Genomic DNA, 20,644 nt, shown 5'->3' with positions numbered 1-20,644 from the left:
TTCAACAAGTTCATAAAGTGCAGCAAACAGCCAATCGAGATGAATACCAATATATGAGATAATTTAAAGGGAATATCCCCCCCTTTTCTTTATGCAAAACGGCAGACTGTATTCAAGAGACTCTCTGTCTATTTTTTATTTCCTTTATTATAGCTCGTACAGCTTGTCCGTCAAAAGAATAGACAAGAGCGCATATTTTAAATTTGGAGGAATAACATGACATGAGGTGTTGTATTTATATGAATAGAGTCGTATAATAATACATATTTCATAGGAACGGAATGGAGGAAGGTCTGTGAGCAGCAAGTTAAAAGTGGCAATTGTCGGTTCCACCGGGTATGGCGGGGTGGAGCTGATTCGTTTTTTGGTTCATCATCCGCAAGTAGAGATTGTATCTGTTATTTCTTCGTCCAGCGCGGGTGTCCCAATCAGTGACGGGTTTCCACATCTAACGGACATTGTGGTGCAGGATTTGGACGGTGTCGAAGTCCACGAAATTGCTGCCAAGGCCGATCTGGTTTTCACTGCTACGCCATCGGGCGTTAGTACCAAGTTAGTGCCGCAGCTTCTTGATGCAGGACTGAAAGTCATTGACCTTTCCGGGGACTTCAGGCTTCGAAGCGGGGAAACGTATGAAGCATGGTATAAAAAGCCTGCGGCTTCACCCGAGTATCTCAAGCAAGCGGTATACGGACTCAGTGAGGTGTATGCAGAAAAGCTGGCGGGCGTTTCTTTTATTTCAAATCCAGGCTGTTATCCGACCGCAACATTGCTGGGGATTATTCCTGCGCTGAAAGCGGATTGGATTGACCATCGGTCGCTGATTGTGGATGCCAAATCCGGTGTATCCGGCTCGGGTAGGGGAACAAGTCTTGTTTCGCATTATGCGGAAATGAACGAGAATTTCAAGGCTTATAAGGTGAATAAGCACCAGCACATCCCTGAGATCGAACAGGTACTAGGTGATGTTGCGGGCGAGGACGTTACGATTACGTTTACGACACAACTTGTTCCCATGACCCGAGGAATTATGAGTACAATTTATGTCACGCTAAAGGGTGACCATACAGATCAGGATCTTATCGGGTTATACCGGGATTATTATAAAGGGCATCCTTTTGTCCGGGTACGTGGCGAAGGTATATGGCCAGCAACGAAGGAAGTATTGGGTTCGAATTACTGCGACATCGGTTTTGCAGCAGATGCCCGAACCGGGCGTCTTACGATTATTTCTGTCATTGATAATGTTGTGAAGGGTGCCGCTGGACAGGCGATTCAGAATTTAAATTTGATGATGGGATGGGAGGAGAACCTCGGGCTGGGCTTCATACCGGTATATCCGTAAGTAGCAAGTAACCGCAACAAGATGCAGGAAACGTCAGCGAGCGGAATTTCGAATACAGGCAGCTGTCATTCATCGAATATGTTGCGAACGAGGGCACATAATTATGGGCAAAGTAGAGTTTACAGTAGTAAACGGGGGGAACATCGTAACTCCGCGTGGCTTTACAGCCGGGGGATTACACTGCGGACTAAAAAATACGAACCGCAACGATATGGGCGCGATTCGTTGCGAGGTAGAGGCGACAGCTGCTGCGGTGTACACCACCAATGTGTTTCAGGCTGCACCGCTGAAGGTGACCCGCGAGAGCTTGGCAGATGGTCGATTGCAGGCAGTAGTGGTGAACAGCGGGAACGCCAATGCCTGCACGGGACAGCAAGGGGAGCAGGATGCCTACGCTATGCGTTCGGCTGCGGCTCGTGAACTGGGTGTTGCTGAGAGCAATGTAGCCGTCGCCTCGACGGGCGTGATCGGCGAGCATTTGAAAATGGATCGTGTGCTTGGCGGAATATCCTCCTTACCTGACCGTATGAACGGGGCAAACGATGGAGCGGAGCAATTTACCCAAGCCATTCTGACAACGGATTTGGTTAAAAAGGAAGCATGTGTGGCGGTTGAGGTGGACGGTGTGACCGTACACATCGCCGGGGCGGCCAAGGGATCGGGCATGATACATCCGAATATGGCAACAATGCTCGCTTTTATGACCTGTGATGCAGTGATCGGACAGACGGCGCTTCATCAACTATTAAAGCAGGCAACGGATACCAGCTTTAATATGATTACGGTGGATGGGGATACGAGCACGAACGATATGCTAATCGCCATGGCGAGCGGACTGGCTGGCAACCGTGAGCTGCACGTAGGGCATCCCGATTGGGACGCTTTTGCCGAGGCGTTCACCTATATCTGCCGAGAGCTGGCGAAGGCAATTGCTCGCGATGGAGAGGGTGCTACGAAGCTGGTAGAGGTGTCTGTAAGCGGAGCGGTAAGCGATGCGTCCGCCCAAGCGATAGCCAAGACAGTGGTTGGGTCCAGTCTGGTCAAGTCGGCCGTTTTCGGAGCAGATGCGAATTGGGGACGGATTATTGCGGCCGTAGGGCGTGCCGGAGAACCTGTTAATCCAGATACGGTAGATATTCGCTTGGGTGATATTGTTGTGCTAAGCCAATCGAGTCCGGTCGCTTTTGGCGAAGAAGAGGCGCTAGCCTATTTGCGGGGAGATACGGTGCAGATTATTGTTGATTTGCATCACGGGAACGGAACCGCTACAGCATGGGGCTGTGACCTAACCTATGATTATGTGCGGATTAACGCAGCTTATCGGACATAGGTACCAGAATAAAATACGGATTGAATAAGGATAGTAGTTGTTAGAAGCAACGAGCGGATGGAAGTCCAGTATCATTTGAAAATGGCACGGATATGCAGAGAAGAAAAGGAGAGATGATATGCAATCGGCAGTGGAACACGCGGATCAAGCGAATCATGCGGGAGTGGCACGTCGTAATTTTGTGATGAAATGCGGAGGAAGTACGCTGGCTGCGTTACCTGATTCCTTTTTTGAAGATTTGGCGCGTTTGCAGTCGGAAGGTCTTCAACCTGTCATTGTACATGGCGGTGGCCCTGCGATTTCCGACAACTTGGCGAAGCTGGGGATCGAAACGGAGTTTATTCATGGATTACGCAAAACGACCGAACCTGTGTTGGATGTCGTGGAAATGGTACTGGCAGGCAGCATTAACAAGCAGATTGTACGTAGAATAGGGATGCATGGGGGCCGAGCGTTGGGGTTGTCAGGCAGTGATGGCTATTTAATCGAAGCCAAGCCTGTGTCGAATGCCGCTGAGGTCGGTTGGGTCGGAGAGGTAACATCCGTTCAAGCCTCGATTATTACAGGTGTACTGGATATGGACTATATGCCTGTTATTGCACCCATCGGGATTGATCGATCGGGTCAGCGTTACAACATTAATGCGGATACAGCGGCGGGTGCGGTAGCCTCTCATCTGGGGGTCAGTCGGATGATCGTCGTTACAGATGTACCAGGCATATTGAAGAAGTATGGCGGAGAAAAGAGAGTGCTGGACTCTATCACTGTACAGGAGATTGAGGATATGATCAGCACAGGTGAAATATACGGTGGTATGATCCCGAAAGTGAGAGCGGCTATTGCCTGTATCCACGGCAAAGTGAAGGAAGTCGTCATTGTGAACGGTAGCCAACCGCAGGTACTAAGCCGTGTGCTGGGCGGAGAATCGATTGGAACACGCATCGTGCGTATGCAGTAATTACAATATATAGCTTGACCTATATAACCAAACGATAAAGGAGCGTGAACATAATGAGTAAGGAACCGAATACGCTGGTGAGCGAGGAAATGCCAAGTACGGATGGAAGCGGAGTGCAAACGGAAAAGGTGTCGGCAAAAGCGCAGACAGAAAGCTCTCTTTTTCCAACCTACGCAAGATACCCGCTTACACTGGTAAAAGGACAAGGAAGCTGGCTGTGGGATGATCAGGGCAAGCGTTATCTGGATTTCATGTCAGGCATTGCCGTTACCAATCTCGGCCATGCGCCTCAAGCAGTAGCTGAGCGATTGAAAAAACAGATCGATGAACTGTGGCATGTATCCAATCTGTTTCATATTCCGGGGCAAGAACGAGCCGCTGCCTTGCTGACAGCCAATAGCAGCGCGGATGCTGTGTTTTTCTGCAACAGCGGGGCCGAAGCGAACGAAGCTGCAATTAAGCTGGCGCGTCGTTACCACCAGAAGGTAAAGCAGACTGGTCGCTACGAAATCATTACGTTCACGCAATCCTTTCACGGACGGACGCTGGCAACCTTGACTGCTACGGGTCAGGACAAAGTTAAAGAGGGTTTTTTACCGCTTCCTGCTGGGTTCAAAAGTGTTCCGCTTCATGATCAGACGGCGCTTGAAGCAGCCATCAGTGAGCATACGGCGGCAATTATGCTGGAAATGGTGCAGGCCGAAGGTGGCATGTATCCGGTAGACCCTGCTTTCGTAGATGTGATCACAAAGCTGTGCCGCGAGCATGGTTTGCTGCTGATCATTGACGAGGTACAAACAGGTATGGGACGGACGGGCAAACTGTTTTCCTTTGAGCATTATGGTATAGAGCCGGATATCTTTACATTGGCGAAAGGACTGGGCAGTGGTTTCTCTGTGGGTGCGATGCTAGGCAAAGGATATTTGCGTGAAGCGTTCACAGCGGGCAGTCATGGTTCTACCTTTGGAGGTACGCCACTTGCTATGGCAGCGGTTCAAGCTACTATTGAAACGATTATTGATGACAAGCTACCAGAACGTGCAGCTGAGATGGGAGATTACCTTTTCCATAGTCTGCAAAAGCAGCTTGGAGATAGTCCTTTTGTAAAGGATATCCGTGGAAAAGGTCTGATGGTCGGTATTGAGTGTGCAGAACCGGTAGCGGAGCTTGTTTTGGCAGGACAGAAGAAGGGGATTCTGTTCATTACAGCAGGACCGAACGTGATTCGTCTGTTGCCTAACTTGTATGTAACGAAAGACGAAATAGATCAGGCTGTAACATTGATTGCTGAATTGATTCGGGAGCATGTGGCTTAGTGTAAAGGCCAAATCATCCTAGACTAGAGTACAAAAGGAGACGATAGCATGAGCCAGGGCGGCGCACTGCAGCAGATGAATTTGAAGGGGCGGGACTTCCTGGAACTGGACGATTACTCTTCAGAGGAAATCCAGTATTTAATTGATCTCGCCATTGAAATTAAGCGTAAGCACAAAAACGGAGAAACCTATCAGCCGCTAAAAGGGAAAACGCTCGGACTGATTTTCGAAAAATCCTCTACACGTACACGGGTATCTTTCGAAGTCGGTATGTATCAATTGGGTGGGCATGCTCTTTTCCTCAGCAAAAATGACATTCAACTGGGACGCGGCGAACCGATTAGCGACATGGCTCAAGTCATGTCACGTTATCTAGATGGCATTATGATTCGTACCTTTGGGCACGATAATGTTGTAGAGTTGGCACGTTATGCGTCCGTTCCTGTGATCAATGGATTGAGTGATTTAGCTCATCCGTGCCAAGTGCTAGCTGATTATCAAACCTTGTATGAGCAAAAGGGTAAGCTAAAAGGGCTCAAATTGGCTTACATCGGAGACGGTAACAATATGGCTCATTCCCTCTTGATTGGGGGAGCGAAGCTTGGAGTGCATGTGTCCATCGCAAGTCCAGCTGGATACGAGCCTGACCCGAGTGTGGTCGCAGCTTCCCGTGAAATTGCCAAACAGACAGGTAGTGAGATCGTTATAACCCAAAGTCCGCAGGAAGCAGTACAAAATGCGGATGCGATCTACACAGATGTGTGGGCGAGCATGGGCTTTGAGGAAGAGCAGAAGGAGCGGGAGCTTGCTTTTGCCGACTTCCAGGTGAATGAGGAGCTGGTCAAGCTGGCGAAGCCGGATTATTTATTCCTGCACTGTCTCCCTGCGCATCGTGGGGAAGAAGTGAGCGCAGGCGTAATCGATGGTCCGAATTCGGTCATTTTTGATGAAGCGGAGAATCGTCTGCATGCGCAAAAAGCGCTGTTAGTTGCTTTAATGGCTTAAGATTGATAGGTATTGATAGGTAAAGAAGATAAAGGTAAGCAATCGGGGAGGACTTCAACAATGGCAAAAGAAAAAATCGTACTCGCATATTCCGGCGGTCTGGATACGTCGGTCATTCTGAAATGGCTCAAAGAAACTTATGATGCTGAAATCATCGCATTCACCGCAGATATCGGTCAAAAGGAAGAACTGGACGGTTTGGAGGAAAAAGCACTCGCTACGGGGGCCTCCAAAGTGTACATTGATGATCTGCGTGATGAATTCGCCAAGGATTTTATCTATCCGATGTTCCAGGCGGGTGCTTTATATGAAGGACAATATTTGCTCGGAACGAGTATTGCACGTCCATTGATCGCTAAGCGGATGGTCGATATTGCGATTGCCGAGGGAGCAACAGCCATTGCTCACGGGGCAACAGGCAAAGGTAACGATCAGGTGCGCTTCGAGCTGAACGCGGCGGCGTTGACGCCGGATATCAAGGTGATCGCACCTTGGCGGCTGGAAGAGTTCCGCAATCAGTTCCCGGGCCGTGCAGAAATGATTGCCTATGCGGAAAAACACGACATTCCGGTAACTGCTTCTGCAGCCAAGCCATACTCCATGGACCGTAATCTGCTGCATATCAGCTATGAAAGCGGCGTGCTGGAGGACCCTTGGTTTGATCCAAGTGCTCCTGAAAATAAAGAAATGTTCTTGCTCAGCAACGCGCCTGAGGACGCTCCTGATGAAGCAGAATATTTGGAGTTGGAATTTGAAGCAGGTAACTGCGTCGCTTTGAACGGAGAACAGCTAAATCCACTGCAAGTGATGGAAAAACTGAATGAACTGGGCGGCAAACATGGTATCGGACGTGTGGATATGGTGGAGAACCGTTTTGTTGGTATGAAGAGTCGGGGAGTCTATGAGACGCCGGGCGGTACGATCCTGTTCACAGCTCACCGTAAAATGGAATCTATCACGATGGATCGCGAGGTTATGAATCTGCGTGATAGTCTGATTACCCGTTATGCTACCTTGGTTTACAACGGTTTCTGGTTCGCACCGGAACGTGTCGCTTTGCAGGCTCTGGTTCATGAGAGTCAGAAAAATGTCAGTGGTACCGTGCGCGTGAAGCTGTACAAAGGCAACGTTATCGGTGCAGGCGTTAAAAGTCCAGTTAGCTTGTACAACCCGGACATTGCGACCATGGAAGCCGATCCGACACAAGCCTACGATCAAGGCGATGCAACAGGCTTTATCCGCTTGAATGCTCTGCGTTTGAAGGTCAACGCGGGCGTAACACAAAATCATAAATAATGATGTAACCTAAAAAATGTACGGGATGCGGGCCGTTCTTGTCCAAACGACGAGGGCGGCTTGTATTGCAGAGAGGGGATCATGCAATGAGTAAGCTATGGGGCGGACGGTTTACGAAGCAAACGAACAAGCTGGTAGAGGAATATACGGCTTCTATCGGGTTTGATCAGGCGTTGGCGGAAGAAGATATTCAAGGCAGTTTGGCTCATGTGGCCATGCTGGGGAAATGTGGAATTATTCCGCAGGAGGATGCAGACACGATCAAGGAAGGACTGCACACGGTCCTAGAGCGTATCCACCGTGGGGAAATTGAATTTTCTGTTTCGGATGAGGATATTCACATGAATATCGAAAAAAATCTAATCGAGGCCATTGGTCCGGTCGGGGGTAAGCTGCACACTGGGCGTAGTCGTAACGATCAGGTAGCAACGGATATGCACTTGTATTTGCGCGGACGTGTGGTATCGCTGGTGGGTATGCTGCATGATGTACAAGCTGCATTAATCGGGCAGGCAAAGGATAATCTGGACACGATTGTACCTGGATACACACACTTGCAGCGTGCGCAGCCTATTTTATTTGCACATCATCTGCTGGCGTATGTGTCTATGCTGGAGCGTGATATTGACCGACTCAAAGACAGCTACAAGCGGATTAACGTGTTGCCGCTCGGTGCTGGCGCTTTGGCCGGGACCACTTTTCCGATCGACCGTCATTTTGTAGCCGAGCAACTGGGATTTGATGGCGTATATGAAAATAGCCTCGATGCCGTCAGCGACCGGGATTTTATCGTAGAGTTCCTGGCTGGCGCCTCGCTGATTATGACGCATTTGTCTCGTCTGAGCGAAGAATTGGTGCTATGGAGCAGCACGGAGTTTGGTTTTATCGAGCTGGATGATGCTTTTTGCACAGGCAGCAGCATTATGCCGCAGAAGAAAAACCCGGACGTGCCCGAGCTGGTACGTGGTAAAACCGGACGTGTCTATGGAAACCTCATGGGCTTGTTGACTGTACTGAAATCCTTGCCGCTGGCATACAACAAGGACATGCAGGAGGACAAGGAAGGGATGTTCGATACCGTTGCCACGCTGGAAGGAGCCTTGCAACTGTTCGCACCGATGATCGCCACGATGAAGGTGAACAAGGATCGCATGCGTCAAGCGGTCAACCAGGATTTCTCCAATGCAACTGATATTGCGGACTTTTTGGTCGGCAAAGGGCTTCCGTTCCGTCAGGCGCATGAGGTCATTGGCAAAACCGTGCTGTATTGCATCCAGCATGGAAAATATTTGCTTGATCTGACACTGGACGAATTTCAGCAGTTTTCGGATCTGTTCGACGATCGTATTTATGAGGTGCTTCAACCAGAAGCGGTAGTTAATGCACGGAATGTATATGGCGGAACCGCTACTGGGCAGGTACAGGCAGCCATTGGGCGCAGTGAACAGCTCCTGGCGAATACATCAACATGGTTTGAAGGGCACAAGCCGAAAAATTAATCAGTAAAGAAAGATATTATTGTCTTGCACAGTAGCGGGATGCTGTGTAAAATCAGATTTTAAGGAATTAGCAATCTAGGTTTCAAAGGCACCGTTCGCGGTGTCTTTTGTGCTTTTTGAGGTATTTGTTTTATTCATGATCCCAATGATCATGAAATGCATAGATTTCCTGGAAGGTATTTTTCATAGCATTTAATTTATAGTTCTAAATACCTACTAATACGCTAGTGTGAAAGTTTCTAGAATTTACATTTTTGTATACTACGCCTACGATGATTATGGTAGAATAGCACTAAGTTTTTCATTGAATTACCAATTCAATAGGACAAGAACTATATTCAATAAATAAATGTCAAGTTACTAGAGGCACTTTTGATTAGGACAATTTCATAAATGTGTAAATGAAGGGCTTGAATGAGAACATAGGTATGTCCTGGTTTCGGGAGAACGGCAAGTAAAAGCTCTAAAGTCGATGTAGCTGAAGGCAGAGTCGGGATGATCTAGGGAGGTATTATGAGAACTAAAAGGACGGCGCGTCAGTTAAAGAGCGCTTGGTTCGGTTATCGCGCTTCTGAAGCCGATCAACTGATATCTTCATTGCATGAGGAACGGGTGCAAGCGGAGGAGTTACTGCGTGAGGAGCGGGAACTTTTCCACGCGGCGCTGGAACGGAAAAAGCAGCGGGATGCGGAGTTAAAGCAGCTGCTTGCGGATGCGCTTGCGGAAGAGCGGCGCTGGATTGAAAGGGCGGGAATTCATGGGTGACAAGCTTAGGTGGCAGGTTGGAGGAGTTTCAATTCGCCAAACCAAGAGAAGAATAAAAGAAGAGCGTCAGCGAATCGAACAACTGCAACAACAGCTAGAGGCTCAGCGGTTAGAGCAGGCCCCGGTGCTGTACAAGCTTGATTTTCATATTGAAGAGTTAGAACGGCGACTTCAGGATACAGAACTTCGTATCCAGGCGATACAGAACGCCAATGATACAGCAGCAGCTGTGGAACAATTGCTGGATGAAGGGATACAGGATGGACAGGTGCAGGAGGCTCAAGTCCAATATGCCTCTGGGCAGGAACAGACAGCAGCAGGAGCTGCTATGGGCGCTGGTTCCAGTATCCCTGGTACGGAAGGCGAAGAGGCGGCAACAGGAACGCAGAGTGGACGAAACGGCAAGGCCCGTCTGGGGGATCAACTGGTGGAGAACGGGATGATCACCCGCGATCAGCTGACAGATGCCATCCGTAACCAGAAGCGTTACGGTGGCAGGTTGGGTGATATTCTTGTAGAGATGGGCTTCATTACAGCCGAGCAGCTCCAAGAGCAGGTTGACGGCGACGAGTCCAAGGAGCGCCTAGGCGATATGCTGGTTCGTTCCGGCTATATATTACCGGAACAACTGGAGCGCGCACTGGAGTTCCAGGCGAAGAGCGGCGGGCTGCTCGGCGACATCTTGCTGTCATTGCAAATGCTGGAACCTGCGGATTTGTACCGCGCGATTGCTACACAGAACCGAATCGGGCGCATTGGTGAGGAGCTGGCGCTGGATGCGGCGTACAAACTACCCGAGCAAGTGGCAATGGCTTATGGCGTGGTCGTCATCCATCAGTATATGAACCGATATATTGTGGCGGTTAGCGATCCGTTGCCAGAAGAGCGACGCTTGAAGCTGGAGGAAATCCTGGGTATGCCGGTAGAGCAGGTGCTTGCTACGAAGGAAGAGATGGAGCAGCTCTGGGGTAAAATCTACGGTGAAGAAATGATGCAGGAGAGCACGACTGGGCTATTGGAAAAAGAACCGCACAATTCGGCGCGGACGACTTTTACAAAGGGACAACTTTGGGTGTTCGCAGCTATGGGTATGATTACACTGCTCGGTCTCTTGTGGAACAGTTGGAAAACGGTGTTGATCATCAATATGATGATTCAGCTGTTTTATTTTGCGATGACGCTATTTAAATTTGGCATTATTTATCTCGGTTCCCGGCGTGGGGCGCAGCTTCGTTTTACGAAGGAAGAGGTTGACGCCATGGATGAAAAGAAACTGCCGATCTATACCATTCTTGTACCTATGTATAAGGAGGCGGGCGTGCTTCCGATGTTGTTGCGGAATTTGGAGCAGCTGGATTATCCAAAGTCCAAGCTGGACGTGCGGCTGCTGATTGAAGAGGATGACATTGAGACGATCGAGCTACTTCGTGAAATGAAGCTGCCGGCCTATTACACGACACTGGTCGTTCCAGACGGTTTGCCGAAAACCAAGCCGAAGGCATGTAATTATGGACTTATTCGGGCACGTGGCGAGTTTGTCGTGATTTACGATGCTGAGGATCGTCCCGACGCTGATCAGCTTAAAAAGGTCATTGCAGCGTTCGATTCACTCCCTGAGCATTATGCATGTATTCAAGCGAAGCTCAACTACTTTAATAGTACACAAAATTTGCTGACCCGCTGGTTCACTCAAGAATACAGTATGTGGTTCGAGTTACTGCTGCCGGGTATTATGCAGTTAGATACCCCAATTCCTTTAGGCGGCACATCCAATCATTTTCGGGTATCTGTATTGAAAGATATTAATGCGTGGGACCCCTACAATGTAACCGAGGATGCCGATCTGGGCATACGTCTGTATAAAGGCGGCTACAAAACTGCTATTGTCGATTCCCGCACATGGGAGGAAGCTAACAGCCGCGTGGGCAACTGGATTCGTCAGCGGTCACGCTGGATCAAGGGGTATATGCAGACATGGCTGGTTCATATGCGCAATCCGGTTAAGCTGGTGCGCGAAGTGGGCTGGAAGGGCTTTTTCGGCTTTCAGGTGATGATTTTGGCAACTCCGATGTTGCCGTTGCTGAATCCGATTTTTTGGGGCTTGCTTATTTTATGGTTTGGCTGGGAATTATCCTTTATTCCCAAGCTGTTCCCGGGGTATGTGTATTACCTGGCCAGCGCGGAATTTTATATCGGTAACTTTCTGTTCGTATTCAGTAACGTGGCCGGAATGTATTGGGTCATCGGGGAACTGGAAGAGCGCGGTGAACGAACATTTTCATACGCGATGGTCAAATATGGGCTACTCTCGCCGTTATATTGGGTACTTATGAGTATAGCTGCGGTGAAAGCCGCTTGGCAGCTCATTACCAAGCCGTTCTATTGGGAGAAGACGACACATGGTCTGACCGATATGCACGACTTGGATGATACCCCGGCACAGTCCTCCTGAATATGAAGAAAGAAGGAGCAAGAATGGAGACAAAAACACCTTTTTTATCCGTCGTCATTCCCATGTATAATGAAAGCTCGCATCTCGAGCGTTCACTTAAGGTAATTGATGGGGTATTGTCTGTTGTCACCTCACGCTATGAGCTCATCATAGTAGATGATGGTTCCAAAGACGATACGTGGCTCAAGCTGTCCGAATTGTCCCGTCGTATGCCCTCTTTGCTCGCGCTCCGACTGAGTCGGAACTTCGGTAAGGAACTGGCGTTGTGTGCAGGTTTGGAAAATGCCTCTGGCGATGCAATCATTGTCATGGACGGTGATTTGCAGCATCCTCCTGAAATGATTGGTGAAATGGTACGTTTATGGCAAAATGAAGGTTATGATTTGGTCGAATGTGTGAAAGAATTTCGGGGAGAAGAGTCGGTGGGCAAAAAGCTCGGAGCTTCTTTGTTCTACGCGACCCTGAACCGCTTGACGGGCTTTAATCTCAAGGATGCCTCCGATTATAAGCTACTGGATCGACGAGTGGTGGATGCCTGGATGGCGATGCCAGAACGGATGCCGTTTTTCCGTGGGATGACGGCCTGGCTAGGTTTCCGTAAAACCCAGATTTCATTCCGGGTGGCTCCACGTGAAGAGGGGCCAAGCCGCTGGAGTCCGTTAGGGCTGACTCGACTGGCAGCAGAAGCGATCGTTTCGTTTTCGACAGTACCATTGCGGGTAGTGAGTCTGATGGGCCTCATTTTTATGCTGATTTCAGTCGTATTGGGGATTCAGACCTTAATGCGCAAATTAACGGGTGATGCTGTGACCGGTTTTACCACTGTCATTTTGCTGCTCTTGATTATTGGCAGTGTACTCATGCTGTCAATTGGTGTGGTAGGAGAATATATTGCCGCCATATATCACGAAGTCAAAGCTAGGCCTCGCTATCTGATAGCAGATAAACGGGCGAATGCTGACCGATTGTGGGTGGACAGGGAGTTTAATCAACATGATCAGACGTTCATATCTAAAGTATCCAATCATTAAATACGGTATTGTGGGGCTGCTGGGTACAGGTATCCATGTTGGTGTGCTTGTGTTGCTGGTGGAGTTGTTTACGGTACCAGCAGTAACGGCTACTACAATCGGATTCGTGGTTACATTGCTCGTTTCGTATGTGCTGAACCGAAACTGGACGTTCGAGCCTACCGGCGAGGGAAGCCGCACCCAGTTTCTTAAATATTTATTGGTCTGTACCTGTGGCTTGCTCTTAAATGCCGCTCTGATGTACGTGACCATTCACTGGATCGGTTGGTCGTATCTGATCGGTGAAGTACTAACTACCATCATCGTGCCTGTTCATAATTATATCTGGAACCGTTACTGGATCTTCTCCGTTCCGCAACAGCGTCAGAAAGAGGTTTCATGATTTTAAGAAAACACGGAAAATTGCTATCATTGTTTGCTTGTATTACTACTCTTGAACTGGCCGTGGGTGTGTATTTTGCATGGCATCTTGGCTATATGCATACCGATGCGCTCAGTCGAGTGGCTAATGCATTTTATGTGCTGTACAGTCGTGACCCACACTTGGGTGCTATCGGGTTTGTATGGAATCCGCTGCCCAGTTTGATGGAACTGATAGTGCTGTTGTTTTATCCTTTATTTCCAGTACTCGCTTCCCACGGGCTGGCGGCAGTGATTGTGAGCAGCCTGTTTGCAGGGGCGAGCACGGCATTATTGTATGCGACGGGCAAACAGTTGGGGCTTCACGGTGCAACCAGTTTGCTGATTGCGCTATTATTTTCACTGAATCCATTTATGTTTCTGTTTGGCTTCAACGGCTTGAGTGACTCGCCATATATCTTTTTCATCCTGTTGACAGTGAGTCGATTTTGTATGTGGTTGAAGGATCGCAAGGCGGCGAATTTGATCGTATCCGGTTTTGCGCTTGCACTGGCATTTTGGGTACGCTATGAAGCGGTCCCGCTTGGCGTTGCGATGGCTGTGGGTGTATTGTTGACGATCTTTTTTCTGCACCGGTGGCGTACAAACAGAGAGAGGGTTAGAACGGAATTGTCTTTAAAAGAGCGCCTGTACAAGGTGGAGGCGACATGGCTTCTATTATTGTTGCCACTTGTCTTTTCCGGCCTGCTTTGGCTCTTTTTTAACTGGATTATCATGGGCGACCCACTTTACTTTTTACGCTCGCAGTATTCCAATTCCACACAATCAGCGGCTTTGTTGGAGGATCAACGCTTTGTGGCCATGTTTGCCCACCCTGTGCTGATGCTAAAGTTTATCGGGCAACGAACCTTATGGTATGCTGCTCCGTTGATTGCCATTTTGCTCATACGACTATTGGACAAACGTCTGTTGAGTTGGAGCACGCTTACGCTATTAGCAATCTTTTTATCGGTGCCTGGACTTCAGCTTTTGCTGATGCTCAAGCAGTCTTCTTTTGGCTGGTTCCGATATTTTATGTATGTATTCCCGATTACGGTTGCCTGGTTGCCGTATGAGCTAAGTTTATTAAAGGGAAAAATGAGGGGAATTGGAATCTCTCTGGTAACAGTTGGGATGTTGGTAACAGCAGGTTTGTTATCCTACGCACTGACGAACCCCGCGATTGCAGCGGATGAACACAGCTATTTGACGCATAGTGGCAATGAAAGCTACGAACGGCAAATTATTGAGCGGAAAATAGCGCCGTGGCTGGATGAGCATTATGGTTCATCCCTCATTTTGACAGATTCCTATGCCGCCTATCCGATTATTTTGAGTAGTAAAATTCCAAAGAAATTTATGATTACGAGTGATTTTGACTTTGGGGAATCTTTAATGGATCTGCCTGCTTCCAAGGTGGATTATGTCTTGGTTACGCGCTTGGTGGATGGGGTACCGCTGGATCAGGTGAACCGGAACTATCCTGATTTGTTCGAAAAGGGAACGCCGTGGGCCTCGTTGGTACATGACTTTGACGGGCAGTGGCGACTGTACAAAATAGAGCATGAAGAATCGAAATAATTATGATATTTTAGTGCATCGTAGCGGAGGGAAGCATACAGCTGTAGGGTGTGATTAGGCTACAGCTGTATCACCGCAAGAAGTTTGAGGGGGAACGAGAGGAATGTCCTTTCGCAAATGGTCTGCAAGCAGATGGATGGCTATAGGTCTGTTTGTATTTATACTTGCATTGGAACTGTCTGCGGGCATCTATTTCAGCTATGTTCTGGGATATATGCACACAGACGCGCTCAGTCGCGTAGCTAATGCATTTTATGTGCTGTACAGCCGTGACCCGCATCTGGGCGCAATCGGATTTATCTGGAATCCACTACCCAGTCTTCTGGAAATGGTGATTCTACTGCTGTATCCAATCTTTCCGGCATTAGCCACCTATGGATTGGCTGCTGTCATTCTTAGTGCTACCTTTGCCGCTTTGACCGCTATGTTGCTGTATCGGGCGGGGGTCAGAACAGGGCTTAGCTCAGGGATGAGCATCATGCTGGCACTGTTGTATGCACTGAATCCGTTTATTTTACTGTTTGGTGCCAATGGGCTGAGCGATTCGCTATACATATACTTCATTATGATGACGGTGATTGAGTTTGCATTGTGGCTCAAGGATCGCATGACGGCAAGTCTGATTGTTTCTGGATTAGCGCTTGCCATGGCGTTCTGGACTCGCTATGAAGCGGTTCCTCTGGGCGTGGCAATGGCGGGTGGAGTGGTATTGGCGATCATGTTTCTACATCGAAACATGGGCAGACGTGAACTGGCCTTGCGAGAAAAACTGCACAAGGTCGAGGCAACCTGGTTACTGCTTCTGCTCCCTGTGGTCTTTTCCGGGCTGTTGTGGATTTTCTTCAACTATCTCATTATGGGGAATGCTTTTTACTTCCTGAATTCGGAGTATTCGAACACAGCCCAATCGGCAGAACTGCTGAATGATGATAAGTTTGTAGAGATTTTCTCCAATCCGCTGGTGGCCTTGAAATTTATTGCTTCCAAAACACTCTGGTATTCGGTACCGTTGTTTGCTATTCTGTTCATTCGTCTGTTGAGTGGACGCTTGTTCCGATGGGGAACATTGATTATTTTGCTGCTGTTCCTGTCAGTGCCAGGATTGCAATTTTTACTCATGATGAAGCAATCTTCGTACGGATGGTTTCGTTATTTTATGTACGTGTTCCCAATTACCGTAGCCTGGTTGCCCTATGAGCTGAGCCAGCTTCAGGGACGATGGCGGAGGGCAGCCTTTGGCCTGGTGTCCGTCAGTCTGCTGCTTACCGCTGGATTACTTTCCTATGCATTGACTCGCCCGGATATTGCACCGGATGAGAACAGCTTTCTCACACGAACGGGGAATGTGAACTATGTGAGACAGGAGTCAGATCGTAAGATTGCCGTCTGGTTGGATGAGCATCTGCCGAAGTCTACCATTATGACCGATTCGGCTTCAGCCTACACCATGATTGTCTACAGCCAATATCCAAAACGCTTCCTGATTACCAGTGATTATTTGTTCAATAAGGCATTAAGTTATCCGCAGGATAACCATGTGGATTATATCCTTGTACCTAAGATCATGTCAGGCATGCCACTGAGTAAAATCAATATGGTATATCCGAATTTATATGAAAAAGGCGCTCCTTGGGTCCAGCTTGAACGTGAGTTTAACGGTGAGTGGCGCTTGTACAAGGTGCTACCCAAGTCACTAACTAAAGGATCTCCATCGACGGAGACCACAACAAATCCCTAATGTGCATAAAAATCCCCGAGCCTATCCCTTCGCCATGGTGCGATGAGGGAAGCTGCGGGGATTTTTTTAACCTGTTTAGTGCTCTTTGAGCGGTAGCCACGCCAGTACATCCTGAATTTTCGCGTCCCAGTATCCCCATTCATGAGCTCCAGGACCTTCTTCGTAGGTCAGCGGAACTCCGGCAGTATTACATGTTTCACGAAAAACCTGATTTCCCTTATATAGGAAATCCTCCGTGCCGCAGCATTGGTAGAGCCGGGGAAGTGAGGTCCCCAAAGCAGCATGACGTTGTAACAGTTCCAGCAAATCGTGATCCGTTCCACGTATTTCATCTGGACCAAAAATGTTAAGCCATTCCGCTGGACTCATCGCATTTTGCATAGGATCGGTGCGTGATGCGTGTAAATCCATGACTCCCGAAAGGCTGGCAGCGGCTGCAAAACGCTCTGGATGCTGGAGTGCCAGTTTGAAAGCACCATATCCACCCATAGAAAGTCCGGCTACAAAATTATCTTCACGCTTGTCGGACAGAGGAAAGAATGAACGTGCCAAAGCCGGCAATTCTTCGCTGATAAAGGTCCAATAAGCCGCGCCTTGCTCCATGTTCGTATAGAAACTCCGATGTACCTGGGGCATGACGACAGCTAGGCCCAATGAGGCGACATAGCGTTCAATGGAGGTTCGACGTAACCAGGTTGAATCATCGTCCGATAGGCCATGCAGCAAATACAGCGTCGGATGTGGCCCGGTTCCTTGCTTGCCTTCCAGTCCAATTTGCGAACGGGTTGCCTGAGGAAGAATAACATTCATGGATGTGCTCAGACCAAGAACTTCAGAATAAAACTGACATTGAATAAGAGCCATAAGAAGACCTCTTTTCTTAGGGTTTTGTGACCTCATTGCAGTGTTCCAGCATATGACCGAATATTCATTCAGTATACCTTAGCTTGTCTAAATATACATATCCAAGTGAATAACTAGGCATTAAGTCCCGTTTCTTATTTATCCTACATAAGGAGGGGGTATGGTTATATGGGACGATTTTTTTAATTTGGGGGTTATTTGGGTTTGATTTCTGGTAAAGTGTTTAAAAAAGAATGATGAATCCAATCAGAGGAGGAATTTATAGCATGGGAAAAAAGTTAAGAAATACAGTTACAGGTGTATTGAGTACAGGTCTTATTCTTAGCGCATTCAGCGCAGCGGCAGCTGCTCCTCAAACTACAAGTGGACATTGGGCAGGAGATCAGGTGCAACGCTGGTCAGCCACAGGACAATTGGACGGCGCGGTGAAACCAGATGCGGCAATCACACGTGCAGAGTTTATTGTTCTCCTGAATCGCAGCTTGGGTACGTTCACGCAGGATACTCCAGCAGTGACTGACGTAACGTATGCGGACAGTGTAAAAGTAAACGGTAATGGAAGCAGAACGTTCACAGATGTACCAGCCTCTCACTGGGCATACAACGAGCTGACAAGTGCCGTGAATGCAGGTTACATAAGCGGCTATGCAGATAACAAGCTCAAACCAAATGGTAAGGTAACACGTCAAGAAGCTGCGGCTATCGTAGGCAAAGCTATTGGACTCACTGCCGGTAACGCAGCAGATGTTACTAAATTCATTGACTCCGACAAAATTGGAGCTTGGGCGAAGAAAAGTGTAGCGGCAGCTGCGGAGCAAAAAATCATCAACGGTTATCCGGATGGTAAATTCCAGCCACTGAAGTCGCTGACTCGTGCAGAGGCGATTGCTATTCTGGATGCTGCTTCCGGTTACAACCTGAGCCCTGTTGATAATCTGACGACGACTCCTGGTGGAACGGTGACGGATTCCACATACGGCAATGTGACAGATTCCACTTATGGTAACACGTCGACTACTTCTGGCAGTGAAACAGAAGATAGCAGCACAAGTACCAGCACAGATAGCACGACTACGGACAACTCTACAACCATAGATACCAACACAGATACTGACACAACTACGGATACGACTACAGATAGCACTACAGACACAGCTGCTGACGCGGTTGCAACTACGAAAGCACTGAAAGTCAACGATGTGTATGACGGAGAAGGTACAATTACGGGGACAGCTAAAGCAGGTTCCACAGTAACCGCCTATTCCAACGAACTGCCTATCGGTAGTGCAGTAGCCAAAGATGATGGCACATTTAGTATCAGTGTGCTTGCTCAAAAAGCAACGGTTAGGCTGGTAATCAAAGCTGAAGATGCAGACGGTAACGAAAGTGAGCCTGTAGAAATTTCTGTTTTGGGTAAACGCAGCGAGTAATTTATAGCTAAAATCCCCCTTTCACTCTGTCTGGAACAAGTCCAGCCGACAGTGGAAGGGGGATTTTTCGTTTATTCGCTTATACCGTCCTCGACAATAGACTTCTCGGGTTCACGTGTTTGTGGCTCAGACGATGTGCCACCGCCATAACTAGCTATAATGCGTTGCTGCGCTCGATACGTATCGCGGCTGATTCGGGTCCGATTTACGGTTTTTCCGTCCACCTTTTTTACCCGGAATGTTTCTACCACATATCCTTCTTTGCCCTGCCGAAGTACTTGATAGAAGCCGGGGGAAAGGGAGTCATTACGGAATCTCTTCTCCGGTATGGGAAGTATGCGAACCGTATGGGATTCCAGTTCATACGAAACATTGGACGGAAATGTACCAAAAAATTTAACAGTAAGCGTTCGGTTTTGGACAGCCGCACGAAGTAGTAAATGCTTGCCTGTATTGTTTCTAAAACGAAAATTAATGGACCCTGTAGCAAAAGTCGCATCCTGACCTTTGGGCAGGTAGCTGACCGGCAAGGAATGGTTGCGGCGCTCAACAATGTCCAAACCGACTCGCAGTGCTGCATTATACACCGTGCTGGATACCTGACAAATCCCGCCGCCTATGCCGGACTCCAACTGACCGTTCACGATCACTGGAGCTTCACGAAAGCCATGAGTGCGCTCGGCCTTGGCAATCAATTGACCGTAGTCGAATATGTCGCCTGACTTGAGAATTAAACCATCAACGGTGCTTGCCGCTGAATTGACGTTATACACACGTCCTTCCGAGCTGCTGCCGAGACTGGTGGAGAACTGGACGATTTTACGCTCAATCCCTTCGTTACGCAGGCTGTCCACCGAAATTTTCGGCTCCAGCTGAAGGAACGGTAATTCCACTCGTATCGGCTCCTCAGAAGCGGTAAAATCCTTGGGCAGCGCCTTATCCAGTGCGGCGTCCAGTTTGGGCCAATCCAGACGTCGCGCAGAGCGCCCCGGAATATAACGAACCTGATCATTCCCGTCAATCTGACGCACAGCATTGATAGGCATGCCATATCGTTGCTCCTCCCAATCGGCTCCGAATTGGGCTTTCAATATCTCCTTCTGTCGGAAAGATGCGATAGACCATTCCTTTTCGAAGCTAAAACGTGTCTGCACACGAGTCCATAGCTGCTCCGAGCTGAGCGCCTTCACGGCATTCCGAAATGCCTCCGCTTTATAACGAATCCCTGCTTCCCCGAGTGTAAGTTTTATATCCTGTGCACTGCTGTCACTGTCCGTCAGAAGCAGTGGGCGTTGCTTTAATGCATCCAGCTTTTTATCCACCAGCCGGAGAGCGGCTGTGTAATCCATGCTTCCTACGTTGACTCCTCCGACCCTCACTCCCTCCGGCAGCGTTTGTCTGTCGGCGTACAGATGAAGTCCCCCCCACAACATGGCCAGCGCCAGAACACCAGCCCATATCCAAATGACAGATAAATGAATTTTTTTCATAATGCAGATGTCTCCTGTCTGATAAGCTTGATAGCGTACTCGTGTGCCATATTATTCATATATATGTGCCAAAAGCAGAAAACTTTCGGTACTATTTAGGTAACAAATTTGTTACAATGATAAACGGTATGATGAAATAGAGAAG

The 20,644-nt window shown here is 48.5% G+C and carries 16 protein-coding genes; 14 read left to right on the top strand and 2 right to left on the bottom strand.

Annotated elements, in window-relative coordinates:
* Positions 1-295: 295 nt before the first annotated feature.
* From argC to ACM1ND_RS24315, 13 genes are all read left to right on the top strand, one after another.
* Entirely contained in the window at positions 296-1,345 is a 1,050-nt protein-coding gene (gene argC / locus ACM1ND_RS24375; protein WP_076264494.1) for an N-acetyl-gamma-glutamyl-phosphate reductase, read from the top strand.
* A 103-nt stretch (positions 1,346-1,448) separates the two neighbouring features.
* Entirely contained in the window at positions 1,449-2,675 is a 1,227-nt protein-coding gene (gene argJ / locus ACM1ND_RS24370) for a bifunctional glutamate N-acetyltransferase/amino-acid acetyltransferase ArgJ (protein ID WP_264454454.1), read from the top strand.
* Positions 2,676-2,793: 118 nt separating this feature from the next.
* On the top strand, positions 2,794-3,633 hold the full coding sequence (gene argB, locus ACM1ND_RS24365; RefSeq protein WP_264454455.1) for an acetylglutamate kinase: 840 nt from the start codon (positions 2,794-2,796) through the stop codon (positions 3,631-3,633).
* 53 nt (positions 3,634-3,686) lie between these two features.
* A complete protein-coding gene (locus tag ACM1ND_RS24360; protein ID WP_023990633.1) occupies positions 3,687-4,949 on the top strand; it encodes an acetylornithine transaminase in 1,263 nt (420 codons plus the stop codon).
* A 48-nt stretch (positions 4,950-4,997) separates the two neighbouring features.
* Positions 4,998-5,954 carry an ornithine carbamoyltransferase gene (argF, locus tag ACM1ND_RS24355; protein ID WP_023990632.1) on the top strand — a complete coding sequence of 319 codons (957 nt, stop codon included), beginning with the start codon at positions 4,998-5,000 and terminating at the stop codon, positions 5,952-5,954.
* Between the two features lie 60 nt (positions 5,955-6,014).
* Positions 6,015-7,250: an argininosuccinate synthase gene (locus ACM1ND_RS24350; protein WP_023990631.1), complete on the top strand. Its 1,236-nt coding sequence runs from the start codon at positions 6,015-6,017 to the stop codon at positions 7,248-7,250.
* Between the two features lie 86 nt (positions 7,251-7,336).
* The gene (gene argH, locus ACM1ND_RS24345; RefSeq protein ID WP_418026691.1) at positions 7,337-8,749 is read left to right on the top strand and encodes an argininosuccinate lyase; all 1,413 of its coding nucleotides are present in this window, start codon (positions 7,337-7,339) and stop codon (positions 8,747-8,749) included.
* Positions 8,750-9,262: 513 nt separating this feature from the next.
* A complete protein-coding gene (locus ACM1ND_RS24340; protein WP_023990629.1) occupies positions 9,263-9,514 on the top strand; it encodes a hypothetical protein in 252 nt (83 codons plus the stop codon).
* Positions 9,507-11,966, top strand: coding sequence for a glycosyltransferase family 2 protein (locus ACM1ND_RS24335; protein WP_053326222.1), 2,460 nt, complete (start codon positions 9,507-9,509; stop codon positions 11,964-11,966). Before ACM1ND_RS24340 ends, ACM1ND_RS24335 begins: the two co-directional genes overlap by 8 nt.
* Positions 11,967-11,989: 23 nt before the next feature.
* Positions 11,990-12,997: a glycosyltransferase family 2 protein gene (locus ACM1ND_RS24330; RefSeq protein ID WP_023990627.1), complete on the top strand. Its 1,008-nt coding sequence runs from the start codon at positions 11,990-11,992 to the stop codon at positions 12,995-12,997.
* The gene (locus ACM1ND_RS24325) at positions 12,960-13,379 is read left to right on the top strand and encodes a GtrA family protein (RefSeq protein ID WP_023990626.1); all 420 of its coding nucleotides are present in this window, start codon (positions 12,960-12,962) and stop codon (positions 13,377-13,379) included. Before ACM1ND_RS24330 ends, ACM1ND_RS24325 begins: the two co-directional genes overlap by 38 nt.
* Complete coding sequence (locus tag ACM1ND_RS24320) at positions 13,376-14,977, top strand: ArnT family glycosyltransferase (RefSeq protein WP_418026689.1); 1,602 nt, start codon at positions 13,376-13,378, stop codon at positions 14,975-14,977. The genes ACM1ND_RS24325 and ACM1ND_RS24320 overlap by 4 nt, the downstream gene beginning before the upstream one ends.
* A 103-nt stretch (positions 14,978-15,080) precedes the next feature.
* A complete protein-coding gene (locus ACM1ND_RS24315; protein WP_076156394.1) occupies positions 15,081-16,715 on the top strand; it encodes a glycosyltransferase family 39 protein in 1,635 nt (544 codons plus the stop codon).
* Positions 16,716-16,790: 75 nt separating this feature from the next.
* Here the strand turns inward: ACM1ND_RS24315 and ACM1ND_RS24310 are convergent, their stop codons facing one another.
* Positions 16,791-17,579: an alpha/beta hydrolase gene (locus tag ACM1ND_RS24310; RefSeq protein WP_418026687.1), complete on the bottom strand. Its 789-nt coding sequence runs from the start codon at positions 17,577-17,579 to the stop codon at positions 16,791-16,793.
* Between the two features lie 266 nt (positions 17,580-17,845).
* On the opposite strand from ACM1ND_RS24310, the gene ACM1ND_RS24305 reads away from it, so the two are divergent.
* On the top strand, positions 17,846-19,009 hold the full coding sequence (locus tag ACM1ND_RS24305; RefSeq protein ID WP_028542121.1) for an S-layer homology domain-containing protein: 1,164 nt from the start codon (positions 17,846-17,848) through the stop codon (positions 19,007-19,009).
* Between the two features lie 71 nt (positions 19,010-19,080).
* Here ACM1ND_RS24305 and ACM1ND_RS24300 read toward each other — a convergent pair whose 3' ends face one another.
* Positions 19,081-20,499 carry a VanW family protein gene (locus ACM1ND_RS24300; RefSeq protein WP_418026685.1) on the bottom strand — a complete coding sequence of 473 codons (1,419 nt, stop codon included), beginning with the start codon at positions 20,497-20,499 and terminating at the stop codon, positions 19,081-19,083.
* Positions 20,500-20,644 lie beyond the last annotated feature (145 nt).

This window comes from Paenibacillus sp. JJ1722, from assembly GCF_048282685.1.
Lineage (GTDB): Bacteria > Bacillota > Bacilli > Paenibacillales > Paenibacillaceae > Paenibacillus > Paenibacillus polymyxa_B.
This window is presented reverse-complemented; position numbering and strand designations above follow the sequence as displayed.

What these genes read in the sequence shown, in the direction of transcription:
- ACM1ND_RS24300 (WP_418026685.1), bottom strand. Translation starts at nt 20,499, where the DNA reads ATGAAAAAAATTCATTTATCTGTCATTTGGATATGGGCTGGTGTTCTG.
- ACM1ND_RS24305 (WP_028542121.1), top strand. Translation starts at nt 17,846, where the DNA reads ATGGGAAAAAAGTTAAGAAATACAGTTACAGGTGTATTGAGTACAGGT.
- ACM1ND_RS24325 (WP_023990626.1), top strand. Translation starts at nt 12,960, where the DNA reads ATGATCAGACGTTCATATCTAAAGTATCCAATCATTAAATACGGTATT.
- ACM1ND_RS24340 (WP_023990629.1), top strand. Translation starts at nt 9,263, where the DNA reads ATGAGAACTAAAAGGACGGCGCGTCAGTTAAAGAGCGCTTGGTTCGGT.
- ACM1ND_RS24320 (WP_418026689.1), top strand. Translation starts at nt 13,376, where the DNA reads ATGATTTTAAGAAAACACGGAAAATTGCTATCATTGTTTGCTTGTATT.
- ACM1ND_RS24335 (WP_053326222.1), top strand. Translation starts at nt 9,507, where the DNA reads ATGGGTGACAAGCTTAGGTGGCAGGTTGGAGGAGTTTCAATTCGCCAA.
- argF (WP_023990632.1), top strand. Translation starts at nt 4,998, where the DNA reads ATGAGCCAGGGCGGCGCACTGCAGCAGATGAATTTGAAGGGGCGGGAC.
- ACM1ND_RS24360 (WP_023990633.1), top strand. Translation starts at nt 3,687, where the DNA reads ATGAGTAAGGAACCGAATACGCTGGTGAGCGAGGAAATGCCAAGTACG.
- ACM1ND_RS24315 (WP_076156394.1), top strand. Translation starts at nt 15,081, where the DNA reads ATGTCCTTTCGCAAATGGTCTGCAAGCAGATGGATGGCTATAGGTCTG.
- argH (WP_418026691.1), top strand. Translation starts at nt 7,337, where the DNA reads ATGAGTAAGCTATGGGGCGGACGGTTTACGAAGCAAACGAACAAGCTG.
- ACM1ND_RS24330 (WP_023990627.1), top strand. Translation starts at nt 11,990, where the DNA reads ATGGAGACAAAAACACCTTTTTTATCCGTCGTCATTCCCATGTATAAT.
- argJ (WP_264454454.1), top strand. Translation starts at nt 1,449, where the DNA reads ATGGGCAAAGTAGAGTTTACAGTAGTAAACGGGGGGAACATCGTAACT.
- ACM1ND_RS24310 (WP_418026687.1), bottom strand. Translation starts at nt 17,579, where the DNA reads ATGGCTCTTATTCAATGTCAGTTTTATTCTGAAGTTCTTGGTCTGAGC.
- argB (WP_264454455.1), top strand. Translation starts at nt 2,794, where the DNA reads ATGCAATCGGCAGTGGAACACGCGGATCAAGCGAATCATGCGGGAGTG.
- ACM1ND_RS24350 (WP_023990631.1), top strand. Translation starts at nt 6,015, where the DNA reads ATGGCAAAAGAAAAAATCGTACTCGCATATTCCGGCGGTCTGGATACG.